At 51.4% G+C, this 14,669-nt stretch carries 10 protein-coding genes, 2 tRNA genes and 3 pseudogenes; 7 read left to right on the top strand and 8 right to left on the bottom strand.

Annotation, left to right across the window (positions count from 1 at the left end; genetic code table 11):
- The first annotated feature begins 7 nt into the window (after window positions 1-7).
- Genes arsD through arsB form a run of 3 tightly spaced genes read left to right on the top strand, consistent with a single transcriptional unit; the run spans window position 8 to window position 3,241 of the window.
- Entirely contained in the window at window positions 8-370 is a 363-nt protein-coding gene (gene arsD, locus ACLJRS_RS06230; protein WP_000849417.1) for an arsenite efflux transporter metallochaperone ArsD, read from the top strand.
- A gap of 43 nt (window positions 371-413) precedes the next feature.
- On the top strand, window positions 414-2,174 hold the full coding sequence (gene arsA / locus ACLJRS_RS06225) for an arsenical pump-driving ATPase (protein WP_000928873.1): 1,761 nt from the start codon (window positions 414-416) through the stop codon (window positions 2,172-2,174).
- A 17-nt stretch (window positions 2,175-2,191) separates the two neighbouring features.
- Window positions 2,192-3,241 carry an ACR3 family arsenite efflux transporter gene (gene arsB, locus ACLJRS_RS06220; RefSeq protein WP_001276040.1) on the top strand — a complete coding sequence of 350 codons (1,050 nt, stop codon included), beginning with the start codon at window positions 2,192-2,194 and terminating at the stop codon, window positions 3,239-3,241.
- An 18-nt stretch (window positions 3,242-3,259) separates the two neighbouring features.
- On the opposite strand, the gene ACLJRS_RS06215 is transcribed toward arsB, so the two are convergent.
- Window positions 3,260-3,562, bottom strand: a complete 303-nt coding sequence (locus ACLJRS_RS06215; RefSeq protein WP_001219031.1) for an Arm DNA-binding domain-containing protein — start codon at window positions 3,560-3,562, stop codon at window positions 3,260-3,262.
- Window positions 3,563-3,726: 164 nt separating this feature from the next.
- Window positions 3,727-3,802, bottom strand: a tRNA-Asn gene (locus tag ACLJRS_RS06210).
- A 159-nt stretch (window positions 3,803-3,961) separates the two neighbouring features.
- Here ACLJRS_RS06210 and ACLJRS_RS06205 point away from each other — a divergent pair.
- The 3 genes from ACLJRS_RS06205 to ACLJRS_RS06195 all read left to right on the top strand — a co-directional run bounded on the left by ACLJRS_RS06205 (window position 3,962) and on the right by ACLJRS_RS06195 (window position 7,744).
- Window positions 3,962-5,419, top strand: coding sequence for an EmmdR/YeeO family multidrug/toxin efflux MATE transporter (locus ACLJRS_RS06205; RefSeq protein WP_001670524.1), 1,458 nt, complete (start codon window positions 3,962-3,964; stop codon window positions 5,417-5,419).
- Between the two features lie 140 nt (window positions 5,420-5,559).
- A tRNA-Asn gene (locus ACLJRS_RS06200) sits at window positions 5,560-5,635 on the top strand.
- 654 nt (window positions 5,636-6,289) lie between these two features.
- Window positions 6,290-7,744, top strand: a complete 1,455-nt coding sequence (locus ACLJRS_RS06195) for an AMP nucleosidase (protein ID WP_410957762.1) — start codon at window positions 6,290-6,292, stop codon at window positions 7,742-7,744.
- Between the two features lie 520 nt (window positions 7,745-8,264).
- Here ACLJRS_RS06195 and ACLJRS_RS06190 read toward each other — a convergent pair.
- A complete protein-coding gene (locus tag ACLJRS_RS06190; RefSeq protein WP_000957537.1) occupies window positions 8,265-8,435 on the bottom strand; it encodes a hypothetical protein in 171 nt (56 codons plus the stop codon).
- Between the two features lie 47 nt (window positions 8,436-8,482).
- Here ACLJRS_RS06190 and ACLJRS_RS06185 point away from each other — a divergent pair.
- Window positions 8,483-8,587 (top strand): annotated as a pseudogene (locus ACLJRS_RS06185) (DUF520 family protein); the annotation flags it as partial.
- Between the two features lie 57 nt (window positions 8,588-8,644).
- On the opposite strand, the gene ACLJRS_RS06180 reads toward ACLJRS_RS06185, so the two are convergent.
- The 5 genes and pseudogenes from ACLJRS_RS06180 to ACLJRS_RS06160 all read right to left on the bottom strand — a co-directional run bounded on the left by ACLJRS_RS06180 (window position 8,645) and on the right by ACLJRS_RS06160 (window position 14,640).
- The gene (locus ACLJRS_RS06180) at window positions 8,645-10,375 is read right to left on the bottom strand and encodes a hypothetical protein (protein ID WP_000669121.1); all 1,731 of its coding nucleotides are present in this window, start codon (window positions 10,373-10,375) and stop codon (window positions 8,645-8,647) included.
- Window positions 10,376-10,431: 56 nt separating this feature from the next.
- Window positions 10,432-12,126, bottom strand: a complete 1,695-nt coding sequence (locus ACLJRS_RS06175; RefSeq protein ID WP_010989035.1) for an SEL1-like repeat protein — start codon at window positions 12,124-12,126, stop codon at window positions 10,432-10,434.
- Window positions 12,127-12,809: 683 nt separating this feature from the next.
- Window positions 12,810-13,088 (bottom strand): annotated as a pseudogene (locus ACLJRS_RS06170) (transposase); the annotation flags it as partial.
- 85 nt (window positions 13,089-13,173) lie between these two features.
- Window positions 13,174-13,641, bottom strand: a pseudogene (locus ACLJRS_RS06165) (phage integrase N-terminal domain-containing protein); the annotation flags it as partial.
- A 474-nt stretch (window positions 13,642-14,115) separates the two neighbouring features.
- Window positions 14,116-14,640, bottom strand: coding sequence for a peptidase (locus tag ACLJRS_RS06160; RefSeq protein WP_001219019.1), 525 nt, complete (start codon window positions 14,638-14,640; stop codon window positions 14,116-14,118).
- Window positions 14,641-14,669 lie beyond the last annotated feature (29 nt).

Below are 14,669 nucleotides of genomic sequence, written 5' to 3'. Positions count from 1 at the left end.
GAGTCAAATGAAGACGATTCAGATTTTCGATCCCGCATTATGCTGTTCTTCCGGCGTCTGTGGCCCGGAAACCGATCCGGCGCTGGTCGCATTCGCCGCTGATTTTGAGTGGGCCAGAACGCAGGGCGTCAATATTGAGCGTTTCAATCTGGCGCAGCAACCATTGCTCTTCGCACAGAACGAAATCGTTAAAGGCTTTCTGGCCCGTTCCGGCAAAGAGGCGCTACCGCTGATTCTGGTGGATGGTGAAGTCGCACTGGCTGGTCGCTACCCTCGCAGAGAGGAACTGGCGCGTTGGATGGGGCTTACCGTCTATTCGAGTTTTACGCCAGCGGCTTCCTCCTGTTGCGGCGGCGATAAGTGCTGCTGACGGACTGATTTCCCGCTTTATTTAATTTAAAGGAGTCTTTTTTATGCTGATGCTTCGGCAGGTGCCCCCCTTTTTGTTTTTTACCGGTAAAGGCGGTGTGGGTAAAACATCGCTGGCCTGTGCTACCGCGATTCATCTGACCGCCTCTGGCAAACGTGTACTGTTGGTCAGCACCGATCCGGCTTCCAATGTGGCGCAGGTATTTGAACAGACTATCGGTCATCAGATAACCCCGATTGCAGCGGTCAACGGACTGGCTGCGCTGGAAGTCGATCCGTCCGCTGCCGCAGCGGCATACCGTGAGCGCATTGTTGGACCGGTGCGTGGAATTCTGCCGGACGACATCGTAGCGGGTATTGAGGAGCAGCTTTCCGGTGCCTGTACCACCGAAATAGCCGCCTTTGACGAATTCACCGCGCTGCTGACTAATCAGCAACTGCGCGATGAGTACGATCATATTGTGTTCGACACCGCGCCAACCGGGCATACGCTACGAATGCTGCAACTGCCCGGCGCGTGGAGCGGTTATCTCGACAACAGCCAGCACGGTGCGTCCTGTCTCGGACCGCTGGCCGGGCTGGAAAAACAGCGCAGCCAGTATCGTGCCGCCGTAGACGCACTGGCGAATGCGGAACTGACGCGAATGGTGCTGGTCGCCAGAGCGCAAACCGCAACATTGAAGGAAGTATCGCGCACTTATGACGAACTAGCCGCCATCGGCCTGACGCAGCAGTATCTGGTCATTAACGGCCTGTTGCCTGAGCAGGAAACCGCACGCGATAAGCTGGCGCAGGCACTGTATCAGCGTGAACAACAGGCGCTGCAACATTTACCTGATAACCTGCGCGCATTGCCCTGCGATCGCCTGCCGTTAAAACCGTTCAATATGGTAGGGCTGGCGGCATTACGGGGTCTGTTGGACGACAGTTCAACTGGCTCCCCGGCGGAAGTCGGAGATATCTCCCCCGTAGATCTTCCTTCATTGTCATCACTAATCGACGGGTTCGCATCTCAGGGACATGGCCTGATCATGTTGATGGGCAAAGGCGGCGTGGGGAAAACCACGCTGGCGGCGGCTATTGCCGTTGAACTGGCCCGTCGCGGTTATTCGGTTCACCTGTCCACATCCGATCCGGCGGCGCACCTGACCGACACGCTGGACGGCTCATTCGACGGTCTGACCGTCAGTCGTATCGATCCGCAGGCCGAAACCGAGCGTTACCGGCAGCAGGTAATAGCTGAACAGGGTAAAAACCTCGACGAACAGGGGCGTGCCGTTCTTGAAGAGGATCTGCGTTCTCCCTGTACGGAAGAAATTGCCGTGTTTCAGGCTTTTTCACGCATCATTCAGGAAGCGGGTAAGCAGTTTGTCGTTATGGATACAGCGCCAACCGGCCATACATTGCTACTGCTTGACGCCACTGGCGCTTACCACCGTGAGATTGCCCGACTGGCCGGGGAACACGGTCAGCCCGTACTGACGCCCATGATGCGCCTACAGGACAGCGAGCAGACGAAAGTTCTCATCGCCACGCTGGCGGAAACCACGCCGGTGCTGGAAGCCGCTCATTTGCAGGACGACCTGCGTCGCGCGGGGATTGAACCGTGGGGCTGGGTCATTAATAACAGCCTGATCAATACGCCGACTACATCGCCGCTGCTGCGCCAGCGGGCCGAACGCGAACGGTCGCAGATTGATGCCGTCTGTACCCACCATGCCCGACGCTGTGCGCTGGTGCCGCTACAGGCGGAAGAGCCTGTCGGCGTTGAGCGTTTACTACAACTGAGCACAACGGGAAAATAAACCCAAAGGAGCCTGACATGTCCGCACAAACCCAGGCCGCTCCGGCCATGAACCTGTTTGAACGTTACCTGAGCGTCTGGGTTGCGCTCTGCATCGCCATCGGTATTCTGCTCGGGCAGGTAATGCCGGGCGTCTTTCGCGTTATCGGCGGTCTGGAGATTGCCCGCGTCAATTTGCCGGTCGGTTTACTTATCTGGGTAATGATTATTCCTATGCTGCTGCGCATTGATTTCGGAGCGCTGGGTCAGGTCAAAGCGCACTGGCGCGGGATCGGCGTAACGTTGTTTATCAACTGGCTGGTTAAACCATTCTCAATGGCGCTGCTCGGCTGGCTGTTTATCCGTTATTTATTCGCGCCGTGGCTGCCAACCGATCAGCTTGACAGCTACATCGCTGGGCTTATTCTGCTGGCCGCCGCGCCCTGTACGGCAATGGTGTTTGTCTGGAGCCGACTCACCAACGGCGACCCTTATTTCACGCTGTCGCAGGTGGCGCTGAACGATGCCATCATGATTTTCGCCTTTGCGCCGATTGTTGGGCTGCTACTCGGCTTGTCCTCAATCATCGTGCCGTGGGCCACCCTGTTAACCTCCGTGGTACTGTACATCGTTGTGCCGGTTATTCTGGCCCAGCTCTGGCGTAAGGCCCTGCTACGCAAGGGGCAAGCGGCATTCGATAATGCGCTGACGAAAATCGGCCCGTGGTCAATGGCGGCATTACTGGCAACGCTGGTGTTACTGTTTGCGTTTCAGGGCGAAGCCATTCTGCAACAGCCGCTGGTCATTGCCCTGCTGGCGGTGCCGATTCTGATTCAGGTGCTGTTTAACTCGGCGCTGGCCTATGGGTTGAATCGACTGGTGGGCGAAAAGCACAATATTGCCTGTCCATCCAGCCTGATCGGCGCATCGAACTTCTTTGAACTGGCTGTCGCAGCGGCAATCAGCCTGTTTGGTTTTCATTCCGGTGCGGCGCTGGCGACCGTGGTTGGGGTGCTCATTGAGGTGCCGGTGATGCTGCTGGTTGTGCGAGTGGTGAATCGTTCGAAAGGGTGGTATGAGAGAGCTTAGCGGAGATATTATCCCTCTCTAATTATCCGTTCGCGGCAAACATTCAGACAGTTTCTCAAGGGGCAGGGCCGGGTAATGCTGTGTTTCAGGCGGCGTGAACTCACCATCCAGATTTTGCGCAGGGTTCGACCTGATTAACTGTTTTTTCACCGCATAGGGGCCAAAAGCCAGCTTCTTCTCTTTCTCGTCAATGCGGTACTTCATGTACCAGAGTTTCGAGCCGTTGGGTTTGATCAGCAGGTAGAGTCCTGAACTGTCGGTAATCTTGAAGGATTTCTCGGTGGGTTTGATCTTGCGGATAGCGGTATCGGTTAATGCCATCGGCGGGGGCTCCATTTCTCAACGAACCGTGAGGCCCCCGATTAAGTCCCCAAAAACTATAGGTGTCAAAAAAACCGGCAAACCTTATCAGGTTAACCGGGTAAAGATAAGTTCTTGTTTTTTAAACGTCTCCGGACTCACCAGGATGTCCCGAAACTAAAATCTGGCTCCTCTGACTGGACTCGAACCAGTGACATACGGATTAACAGTCCGCCGTTCTACCGACTGAACTACAGAGGAATCGTGTGGGGTCGTATATTAGCGGCGGAAAAATTTTTGTCAAACCCCATTTAACCTCTTACAGATTCGATTGCGGGTTATCTCATCACTTTGTTGCATTTGCAGACATTTTTTCTGCAAAAAGCTTTGCAGCCTTACGATTTCTCGCTCATTATTGAAATGTGGTTTCAACTCTCTTCTTTAAGGTCCATTTTGAACGTCTCCACTGCCTTACGCCAGGCTGTCGTCCGTACGCCCTGGTATGCCAAACGCAAGAGCTACAAAGTGTTGTTCTGGCGTGAAATCACCCCACTTGCTATCCCTATTTTTCTGGAAAATACCTGTGTTTTGCTAATGGGCGTGCTCAGTACTTTTCTCGTCAGTTGGCTGGGCAAGGAAGCAATGGCGGGCGTGGGGCTTGCCGACAGTTTTAATATGGTAATTATGGCTTTTTTTGCGGCTATCGATCTTGGTACTACGGTGGTGGTCGCCTTTAGCCTCGGCAAGCGCGACAGGCGACGCGCAAGGGCGGCGGCGCGCCAGTCGCTGGTGATTATGACGCTATTTGCCGTTGTGCTGGCAGTGGTCATTCATTATTTCGGCAGTGAAATTATTAATATTGTCGCAGGCGAGGCGACGCCAGAAGTAAAGGGGCTGGCGTTAACGTACCTTGAACTGACAGTGCTGAGTTATCCGGCTGCGGCAATTGCGCTAATCGGTAGCGGCGCGCTGCGTGGGGCAGGGAATACGAAAATCCCGTTGATGATTAACGGCGGGATGAACATTCTCAATATTATCATCAGCAGCATCCTGATTTACGGGGCTTTCTCCTGGCAAGGGCTGGGTTTTGCCGGTGCGGGGCTGGGATTAACCATTTCGCGCTACATCGGCGCAGTAGCGATTATTTGGGTGCTGATGATTGGTTTTAATCCGGCGCTGCGCATTCCGCTGAAAAGCTATCTGAAGCCGCTGAATTTCGGCATTATCTGGGAAGTGATGGGTATCGGTATTCCGGCGAGCATTGAATCAGTGCTGTTCAACGGTGGCAAGCTACTGACGCAAATGTTTGTCGCCGGAATGGGCACTAACGTTATTGCGGGTAACTTTATTGCCTTTTCCGTGGCGGCGCTTATCAACCTGCCGGGTAACGCCCTTGGTTCGGCGTCGACTATTATCACCGGTAAGCGTCTTGGTACCGGACAAATTGGTCAGGCAGAGCGTCAATTGCGCCATGTATTCTGGATGTCGACTATCGTACTTACGGCAATCGCCTGGGGGACAGCGCCGTTCGCGGGTCTGTTTGCCTCATTTTATACCCAGGAGCAGGACGTAAAAGAGGTAGTGAAAGTTCTGCTCTGGCTTAATGCTGTCTTTATGCCAATTTGGGCGGCCGCGTGGGTGTTGCCGTCGGGTTTTAAAGGCGCGCGCGATGTGCGATTTGCGATGTGGGTATCGATGCTGGGGATGTGGGGCTGTCGCGTTGTGGCAGGGTATACGCTTGGTATTGTGCTGGGTATGGGGGTTGTAGGGGTTTGGCTGGGGATGTTTCTTGACTGGGCCGTGCGCGGCGCGCTGTTTTACTGGCGTCTGGTAAGCGGGCGCTGGCTGTGGAGATACCCGCGCGTAAAGAGGGAGTAAGCGCTTTTTGCTGTGAAAATCATCAGGAAACGGTGAATTTTAACCGAAGTGTGGAATAAAGCAGCAAACGAACTTTTTTTGTGAAAACAGGCTTTGACAAGCCAGGGGCACCTCGTTAATATTCGCCCCGTTCACACGATTCCTCTGTAGTTCAGTCGGTAGAACGGCGGACTGTTAATCCGTATGTCACTGGTTCGAGTCCAGTCAGAGGAGCCAGATTTTAGTTTCGGGACATCCTGGTGAGTCCGGAGACGTTTAAAAAAAAACAAGAACTTACCTTTACCCGGTTGGTCTGCGAAGGCCTGCCGGGTTTTTTGATATCTGTTATTTTGGCGTCCGAGTGCCTCCAGGTTCGTTAAACAAATAGCCTTTCACGATGGCACTCACTGATACTGCTATCCGTAGGCTCAAACCCACCGATAAAAATTTCTGCATCAGAAAATAACAGATTGCATCCAGCGTCCTAAAACCATGCAGGGAGTGCGAAAACTGCTGCCTGATACATGGTGCCTGACAGCCCCTTACTTATAATTATCTTGATCCTGTTTACGCTAGCTTAAAAAACCAATATTAAAACCAGTGAAATTTCCAACGGCGTCTTTGATAGTAAACTGACGATTATCGCTGCCGATGGCTCCGCCTTGGGGAATGCCATTTTAATCATATGGGCGTTAATGCCTCCTCCGATACCGCGCCAAAATGGGAAATCTTCAGCGACGCTTTCACCGCCGCCGCTGACGAAGAGGCGGATGTGGCAGGTGATCTGGCGGTTACCTGTGCCGCCGCCCTTACGCTAACCCCTTTAGTTTCCTCCTTTGCTGTCATACTATCGAATGACGTGCCTCACCTGTGAACGCTAAGGAGAATAATATGGAAAATAAAGGCACAAACCTAACGCCCGAGCAGGCGCTGGATCGCCTGGAGGAGCTATACGAGCAGTCGGTTAACGCGCTCCGTGAAGCCATCGCTGACTATGTTGATAACGGTACGCTGCCCGATCCCCACGCCAGGCTTAACGGACTGTTTGTTTATCCTTCGCTGTCTGTAAGCTGGGATGGCGCGACACCGAACCCGCCTAAAACACGCGCTTTTGGACGCTTTACTCATCCCGGCTGTTATACCACTACCGTTACGCGGCCTGCGCTATTTCGCGCTTATCTTCTGGAACAGCTTAACCTCGTTTACCATGATTATGGCGCGCATATTGCGGTAGAGGCTTCGCACCATGAGATCCCGTATCCTTATGTGATCGATGGCTCGGCTCTGACGCTGGATCGTTCTATGAGCGCCGGGCTAACGCGCCATTTTCCTACCACAGAACTGGCGCAGATTGGCGATGAGACGGCAGACGGTCTGTTCCACCCCGGCGAATTCTATCCGCTATCGCACTTCGACGCGCGTCGTGTTGACTTCTCGTTGGCCCGGTTACGGCACTATACCGGTACGCCGGTTGAACATTTTCAGCCCTTCGTTTTGTTTACCAACTACACCCGCTATGTCGATGAGTTTGTGCGCTGGGGATGCAGCCAAATTCTTGATCCTGACAGTCCCTATATCGCGTTTTCCTGTGCCGGTGGAATTTGGATCACGGCAGAAACGGAAGCGCCGGAAGAGGCTATTTCCGATCTGGCCTGGAAGAAACATCAGATGCCCGCCTGGCACCTGGTAACGGCAGATGGGCAGGGGATTACGCTGGTAAATATCGGTGTCGGCCCTTCAAATGCTAAAACGATTTGCGACCATTTGGCCGTGTTGCGGCCTGACGTCTGGCTTATGATTGGGCACTGTGGAGGGTTACGAGAAAGTCAGGCGATTGGCGATTATGTGCTGGCCCATGCCTACTTACGCGATGATCATGTGCTGGATGCCGTTCTGCCGCCTGATATTCCGATTCCAAGCATTGCGGAAGTACAGCGTGCGCTGTACGACGCTACCAAAGCGGTTAGCGGAATGCCCGGCGAAGAGGTGAAACAGCGACTGCGCACGGGAACAGTCGTCACCACGGATGATCGTAACTGGGAGCTTCGTTATTCCGCATCGGCGCTGCGATTCAACCTTAGCCGCGCGGTCGCGATTGATATGGAGAGCGCGACGATTGCAGCCCAGGGCTATCGCTTCCGCGTGCCTTACGGCACGCTGCTTTGTGTTTCTGACAAACCTTTACACGGTGAAATTAAACTGCCCGGGCAGGCAAACCGGTTTTATGAGGGGGCTATTTCAGAACATTTGCAAATTGGTATTCGTGCTATTGATTTACTACGCGCAGAAGGTGATCGTTTGCACTCACGTAAATTACGTACGTTTAATGAGCCGCCGTTTCGCTAACGAAATGAGCTGTCGCCTGCTGTTGGACAGGAGCAGAGGAGGCGTATTTATGTGATATGAAAAGTGGCTGAATGAAGCCTTAGCGGGAGGCGATTCTGCATCCCGCTAAGGCCTTATTGTGCCGCGAGCTTCATCACCATCGCCGAAGACCTGTCGCCGATAACCGCGTCTACGCCAGGAAACGCGCCAGAAGGCGAAAACATTGTGTCGCACTTCACGCTCCTTGAGCGCCTGACCCACAAGCCCGGATTAACAAGCAGATACCGACCGTGAGAAGCGGTCAGCTTAAAGGGGTGTCAGAAGGCTTGATACTGAGGATTTTCGCGTTGGACAGGGATATAGGGTGGTCACGTCATTATCGAACTCATAGCGCCACGAGTGGCGCGGAAAGACTTCATCATCATAGTGGCGCACGTCGGTAAAGCGCACCAGCCGGTGCTCGCCGTTCCATTCAAATCGGTGCTCCCGGCACTGCGCCTTGCCCCAGCGGTCAGCGATGGGATTGCCGAACTCGTCGTACTCATAGTGGTGGTCTGCCCTGTAGCAGCAGGCGGTCGCCTTTGACTTTCGCCTGATGCTCGCCACCTTCGGGCGGCATGTTCATGCCCAGCAGGTTGTCGTCGTCAAAGCTGAACTCCTCGTGCAGGGCGTTCCAGCGCGGGTCTTCCGGCAGGCGGTGTTGGGTCAACATTAATATCTTGCGGTAATCTCTGTGGGTTTGGATTCGAATTTACGTTAGTGCGTGTGACCGGTAAATCCCGCGACGATCTGCAGGCAGCGATGGTGCTGATGCGCGGCGGCAATCTGGGCCAGCCGTTCCAGTTCAAAAACTTCCGCGATTGATTTTTCCCGCCCGCCGCCTTCCCGCATGTGAGAAAGGTGGCCGGGCGGGTAAATCGATTAAGGCGTGGCTTTTTTAGGCTCTGCGGCCTTGTTATACAACGCCTGAATCAGCGCCTGCTGTTCCGCTCCCGGTATGATACCCAATCTGTGAAAAATATTCCCAATCTGATAAAGCTGCTGATTACCGGTGTCGTCCTGGCGGGTAATCGACGCCTGCGTGGTTAATTTTTTCAGCGTAAAGGTAATATGTTCCTGACACTCGGGCGTGTTTTCAGAACAAATCTGGCGTAACAGCATCAGGTTTTTATTATCGACCCTATCTGCGTTAATCATCAATTCCCTTGCCTGACTCCACTGTTTTGCATTCATGTAGTGGTCGATCATCGCCTCCTCTTCGAGAGAGGGAACGTGCTGGTGTAACACCCGTTTGGCATTCACCGTGTCGTTGCCATAGCCGTAAAGCTCTGCAAGTCTTTGAAAGGAACGCGACATATCTTCATCAGGCCAGGCTTTTGCTTGGCTGAGGTAAATCGCCTCGGCGCTGACGGCTAATTTTTGCGCTGCCTCAGGATGACCAATTTCTTTGAGTACTTCACCCATTTCATTTGTTGCATCTTCCCATTCGGCGAACGTCAGGGTTTGCGCCTCGGCGGAGAGGGTTGCGATATGCTTTTCCGCCACAGCATTCTGCTTATGCTGAAAGAGATTCTTCAGCGCTTTGATTTTGTACTCGTAGCAATACCTGTCGTCGTAGCAGGTATATTCCGGCGCGCTCATCAGCAAATCGATACGCTTATTCATCAGCGCAACATCATCAAGCTTGCTTAATAAATCAATCAGCTCCATTTCAATGCGCGGCGAAGGGGCAAAATTGAATATTTTATCGACCTGCGTCACATAGGTTGAAAGCGTCTCCTGATAATTCTGTGTCAGCTCGTTTTTCTTATAAAAAGAGAGCAATCCCGGTAATGAATACTGGAAATAGCTTCCTTTATTGCCGGTTGCTTTGCGCAATCTCGCAGACAACGCCATCGCCTTCTCTTTATTCCCCGTGGCGTAATAGATCTCCATCAGGTCGAGATACTCCTGATAACGGTAGGCTTCAGCACTCGGTTGTTGAGCAATAGCCGTATCAAACATTTTCAGCGCGCTATCTGCGTAAACCAACGCCTTTGCGGTGTCGCCCTTGGCATGGTACTGCTTCGCAATAATAAGCAGCATTTTTAGCTGAGTATAAGGAACAACAATTTTATCAGCGTAATTTTCATTATAAATAGCGGCGGTTTTATCAGGATCTGAGTGCCAGGATTTTAAAACCGTGGCTAAATAAAAATTCCTCGCGTCGGCATTTTTGCTAAGAAGGGCTAAGGCTTTTTCAGGCTGTTTGCGATTAACCCAGCCATCAACGTAGCTCTCGTAGGCGGTAATGCTCGACGGTTTATCGAGACCAATTTTGGACAGGAAAACCATCGCGGCATCCGGGCTATTATTTTCAGCGATCCACGAGGCCTCATGGTTTAGCGAAAACTTCGCATCATTCGATTGTGTGTCCAGCTTTTTCAGTAATGCATCCGCACGGCTCATCGGGCCGTACATAAACAGTTCCCTGTGTAATTCAAACCAGGCTGCCTGCGATTTAAAAGTGGTGTTTTCATTTAAAGGGACGGCATTTTGCAGTTTCTGTTCGACAACTGACCAGACATCAGGCGATTGCTGACTTTGTGCAACGCTCTGATAAGAGTAAAAAACCGTGGCGGCTGTGAGTAATGTGGCGAATTTAAATTTCATAGCAACGTGTATCCTTTCAGTTCCGTTTGAATAGCCTCTTTACAGCAAAGTCATATTTACTTAGTTTGAGGCGTTAATTCCTTTAAGGCTGCCAGTGCAGGTTTGACGCCGCCTTTTACCGCCGCTGTAAGATGAAGTTTGGCTTTGTTGAGGTCTTTCTCAACGCCATCACCATTCCTGTACATGAGTCCAAGGTTATAGTGCGCCTGAGCATTTCCCTGGTCAGCGGATTTTTTAATCCACTTATAGGCTTCCGGCAGGTTTTTCGGCATTCCTTCGCCGATAAGATTTAAATATCCCACTTCTAACTGCGCATCACTTTCGCCAAGCTCTGCCGCTTTGAATAAATAGGAGAGATATTTTTTACTGTCTTGCGCTACGCCATCACCGTCGTTGTACGCATAGGCCAAAAAGAGAAGCGCGCCGGGATGATTTTGCTCTGCGGACTGAGTTAACCATTTCATCGCCGCATCGTAGTTTGTGCATTCAAACTCATACTTACCTAAATGATATTGCGCAGTGCTGTCACCCTGCTTTGCCTTATTGGTGACGTCAGTCGGCGCATATAGCTCTGAAAGCTCTTCATCGTTGTGGTAACAACGGATGTATTTTATGCCGTCTTCATCATAGGCTTCTTCTGTACCTTCCTTGTCGCCATCGACATAGGGCAGCGCACTTAAGACCTTACCCGTACGATCGTTAAACTCTCTTTTCAGGCCGTTTCTTTCATCATTAGCAAACATAACCTCTTCAACAAGTTTACCGGTACGTTCGCTCCAGCGGCGATCGGCTCCCTGCTTTTTATCGTCTTTATATTCGGTGGTATAGGTGAGTTTGCCCTGTTCATTCCAGTGCTTAGCGTCCCCATTTAGCATACCGTTTTTATAGGGATAGACTGATTCGCGGTGACCATTTTCGTACCACTTTTCGAAATCCCCGTCTAACACATCATGTTTATACATTTTGGATGAGGCAGGCTTTCCGTTGCTGAACCATTCTTTGACCGCACCATGTTTACGGCCTTCACTATCAAAAGAGGATTCTTCTTTGGGATGCCCATTTTCATACCAGCTCTGAGCAGAAAGCTGTTTGCCATTTTTATAGGTCGCTTTAGAAAGGAGTTTGCCCTCTTCACTGTATTGTTCGAACGTTCCGTCGTTTTCACCTTGGTTATTTCTGTGGTAAACACCACGAATTTTACCGGTAGAATAATATTCCGTACTGGTGCCGACAATGGTGCCTTTACTGTATGAATATTTCCCCTTTATTTTCCCATCAGGGAAATATTCAAATGCCGGGCCTTCCAGTTTCTGATTTAAATAGCTGTGTTTTTGTTTTAAAACGCCGTTATCATAAAAATGTGGGCATTCGCCATCTTTAATTTTACCTTGGGCAAAGTAACGTTTACTTTCAACGGCTCCGTTTTCATGGTATACGATGTATTCCCCTTCGGGTTGACCATCTTTAAACGTCAGCGTTTCCGCTATTTTGTCTTTTTCATCAAAGTAAGTTTCAGCTTTTCCGTCACGCTTATTTTGCGCATTATAATGATAAATACTTTTGAGATTGCCGCTTTCATAGAAAGATTTAAATACAGAAACACGTTGTCGGTTAGCGAAGTTTTCTTCGTTGGTATAGCCTTCAAAGGCTATCTGTTTACTCTGCATCACCTCCCCTGTTTCTTCTGAGGATTCCAGATACCAGCCGGTGACTTTCCATAATTTTTTCTCTTTGTCATAGGGGAGGGGCATATGGACTACTGTTGTTGCCTGACGTTTAACCGTCGGTTGCAGTTCATCATCCAGCCACAAGTCAGACGATCTTTTCATGTATTCGGCACCGCACAGCGCTTCGGTACATAGCTCGATTCCAGTCAGCATGGGCGTGCCGCCAGCATCGCACTGATCGACCGTCAGGTAAAAATAACGGTCATCGAGAATAGCCGGTCTTAAACTGCGTATTTTATTAATATATTCTTCTGTCGTCAGTCCCATTGATTCTGCGCGCGCAGAAAGGGTATTAGTATTACAGGGTGTTTTATCTTTAAAATAATAACGGTCGGCGAGTAAAAGTTTCAGGTCACTGCTAATGGCGGTTTTATTAAAATCGATATTTTCAATTTGGGCGATGAAATTAACGGGTTTGGATTCTGTACTGGGGGATTGTTTTGCACATATATTCGCGCAATATAATGAAACTATAATTGTTATGAATATTTTCTTCAAGATGTTCTCCTTGTATGAATAATAACTCCCTGAAACTTATTTCATGCTATAGAAACAAAGAGTTAATGTAAAGGATGCGAGGAGCATATTCTGGCAGGAGAGAGTTTTCTTCAGTTACCAGTAAGAATAATTTAAGTATTACGAGCGCGTTGTTTTTAATTTGATAATAACGCGCTGATGATTATTAACGATTATATACCCAATAAACCTCAAGATGCGGGAGTGAGCACCTGAAAGTGATCTTTAATTCGGGATGTCAGTGAGTCCGCTATATCCGGCAGCGTCTGGTTAAAAAAGACAGATATTGCGTCCCTGAACTCTCGCGTACTGCTGAAGTAGCGATTATTCCGGGCATGTTCGTTCATTAATTTCCACATTCGTTCTATCGGATTCAGGTTTGGACTGTAAGGGGGAAGGTAATGCAGCCTGATATTTACCACCTCCGCCCAGTCTTTCACTAACTGTGAACGGTGGTAACCTGCTCCATCCGCTGCTCGCTCTTAGCCAGCTGTCAAATTTGCCCATACACCTGCGCCACATACCGCCCACGCCCGTCCCCATGCCCCAGATCCATTGCACGCTCTGCACCGCTTCCTGTGAACGTAAGCCCATCAGCCTCGCCAGTTCCAGCGCCGCCGCCAGTCCCGGATCTTTCATGCGGGCCGTCTCCAGCACATGATGATAATGTTCCGGCGTGATCGCCTGTCGCGTCCCGCTGCGCGATGCACCAGCCAGACCCAGCGATTTATTAGTCAGCCACTCATGATCTGCCACCTGTTTACGCCCGGCCTGTTGCAGAACAGCGCGCAGCGAGGCCATTTCATTTTGCAGCGTGCGTTTGCCGATCCCCTGCGCCAACCTTTCATGAATATAGCTTTCAATGTGGCGCACCTTAATCTGCGCAACCCGCTGGATATGGACGTTCAAAGCCCGTAAGTGGTGATCGAAACGCTGCACGATATGAATGCAATCGTTCACCGTTTTATGGCTACCGCCACAGTGCTTTGCCAGTGCCTTCATTTCACCACCTAACTTGCCCATACACTTCTCCTGTGATTTTGAGAACACAAACAGTCTCCGGCGTATGCTCTTTGGCTGCGCCAGAACGATACCTTCACGCCGGAGTGGCAGTTTGTTGAGGTATAGGGAGTTTCAGACTGTACGCGGTACAGGCTGCCTGCGTGAGCAGGAATTCTCCGCGGCATCATGCCCCCCCTCGGTATCGATCTTTTTCTCTTCTTTCTTGCTGACAGCGGCCCCAAAAAGGCGTGTCAGATTCGGGAATGAACGCCGGAACCCCGAAAACAGGGGCATGGCGCGGTGTAGTGGTTGTGCGTCACTTTGTCGCTTTGCGCGACGAAAGTGACGCACTGGTCGAGTGCAGTACGCGAAAGATCGCAGACTCTGGTGTTGTTTTACGGTCACGCGGCAGCAAAGCCGGACGTCTTTGCAGGCCGCAGCCCGTAAAGTAAAAGGCGCTGATGTGGTAACAGGTGCCGGGTGGAATCGCTTCCGTCACGGTGCAGCATTGACCAGAGATCTGGCGCAGGTACCATCGAGATACTCTTTCAGTTCTTTGGTACCGAACGTGTCGATAGCCCGCTGAGCTGCGCCAAGATTAGACGCCAGCTTGTCACCGCCAATGTCTTTATCGGCTTTAACTGCCGCAGCCCAGTCTTCTGTTTGCTTCTGCCATGACTCCGCTTGCTGTTGTTGCACTCCCGCCAGCACTTTCGGATAGACGTCCACCAGCTTCTGCGCCTGCTCTTGCGTCAGGTTCAGTTCACGCGCCACTGGTTCGAACTGCGCCAGCGCGCTGGTATCGAGTTCCTGACCTTCAGGGGCGGTGAACGCGTATTTCTCCGGCGCGCCGGGCGGCGTTTCTTCTTTCGGTGGAGTGGGCTTATTGGGATCGGCGGGTGGGTCGTGTGGTTTTTCAGAAGCGGGACCATCTGACGGTGGAGCGGCGGGTGGATTTTCTGACGGTTTTCCTGTACCCGGATCGGTCTGCGTGCCGCCAGCGGTATCGGTTAATGCCATAGGAGGGGGCTCCATTTACTTAACGAACC

Origin of the sequence: Salmonella sp. SAL00670, assembly GCF_046552235.1 — a bacterium.
GTDB lineage: Bacteria > Pseudomonadota > Gammaproteobacteria > Enterobacterales > Enterobacteriaceae > Salmonella > Salmonella enterica.
The sequence above is the reverse complement of the archived record's forward strand: the minus strand, read 5'-3'. Positions and strand labels throughout refer to the sequence as shown.

Excerpts from the sequence above, each read along its gene's own strand:
- ACLJRS_RS06190 (WP_000957537.1), bottom strand. The coding sequence starts at position 8,435 with ATGTTGACCCAACACCGCCTGCCGGAAGACCCGCGCTGGAACGCCCTG.
- ACLJRS_RS06215 (WP_001219031.1), bottom strand. The coding sequence starts at position 3,562 with ATGGCATTAACCGATACCGCTATCCGCAAGATCAAACCCACCGAGAAA.
- ACLJRS_RS06195 (WP_410957762.1), top strand. The coding sequence starts at position 6,290 with ATGGAAAATAAAGGCACAAACCTAACGCCCGAGCAGGCGCTGGATCGC.
- ACLJRS_RS06175 (WP_010989035.1), bottom strand. The coding sequence starts at position 12,126 with ATGCCCCTCCCCTATGACAAAGAGAAAAAATTATGGAAAGTCACCGGC.
- ACLJRS_RS06180 (WP_000669121.1), bottom strand. The coding sequence starts at position 10,375 with ATGAAATTTAAATTCGCCACATTACTCACAGCCGCCACGGTTTTTTAC.
- arsD (WP_000849417.1), top strand. The coding sequence starts at position 8 with ATGAAGACGATTCAGATTTTCGATCCCGCATTATGCTGTTCTTCCGGC.
- ACLJRS_RS06160 (WP_001219019.1), bottom strand. The coding sequence starts at position 14,640 with ATGGCATTAACCGATACCGCTGGCGGCACGCAGACCGATCCGGGTACA.
- arsB (WP_001276040.1), top strand. The coding sequence starts at position 2,192 with ATGTCCGCACAAACCCAGGCCGCTCCGGCCATGAACCTGTTTGAACGT.
- ACLJRS_RS06205 (WP_001670524.1), top strand. The coding sequence starts at position 3,962 with ATGTGGTTTCAACTCTCTTCTTTAAGGTCCATTTTGAACGTCTCCACT.
- arsA (WP_000928873.1), top strand. The coding sequence starts at position 414 with ATGCTGATGCTTCGGCAGGTGCCCCCCTTTTTGTTTTTTACCGGTAAA.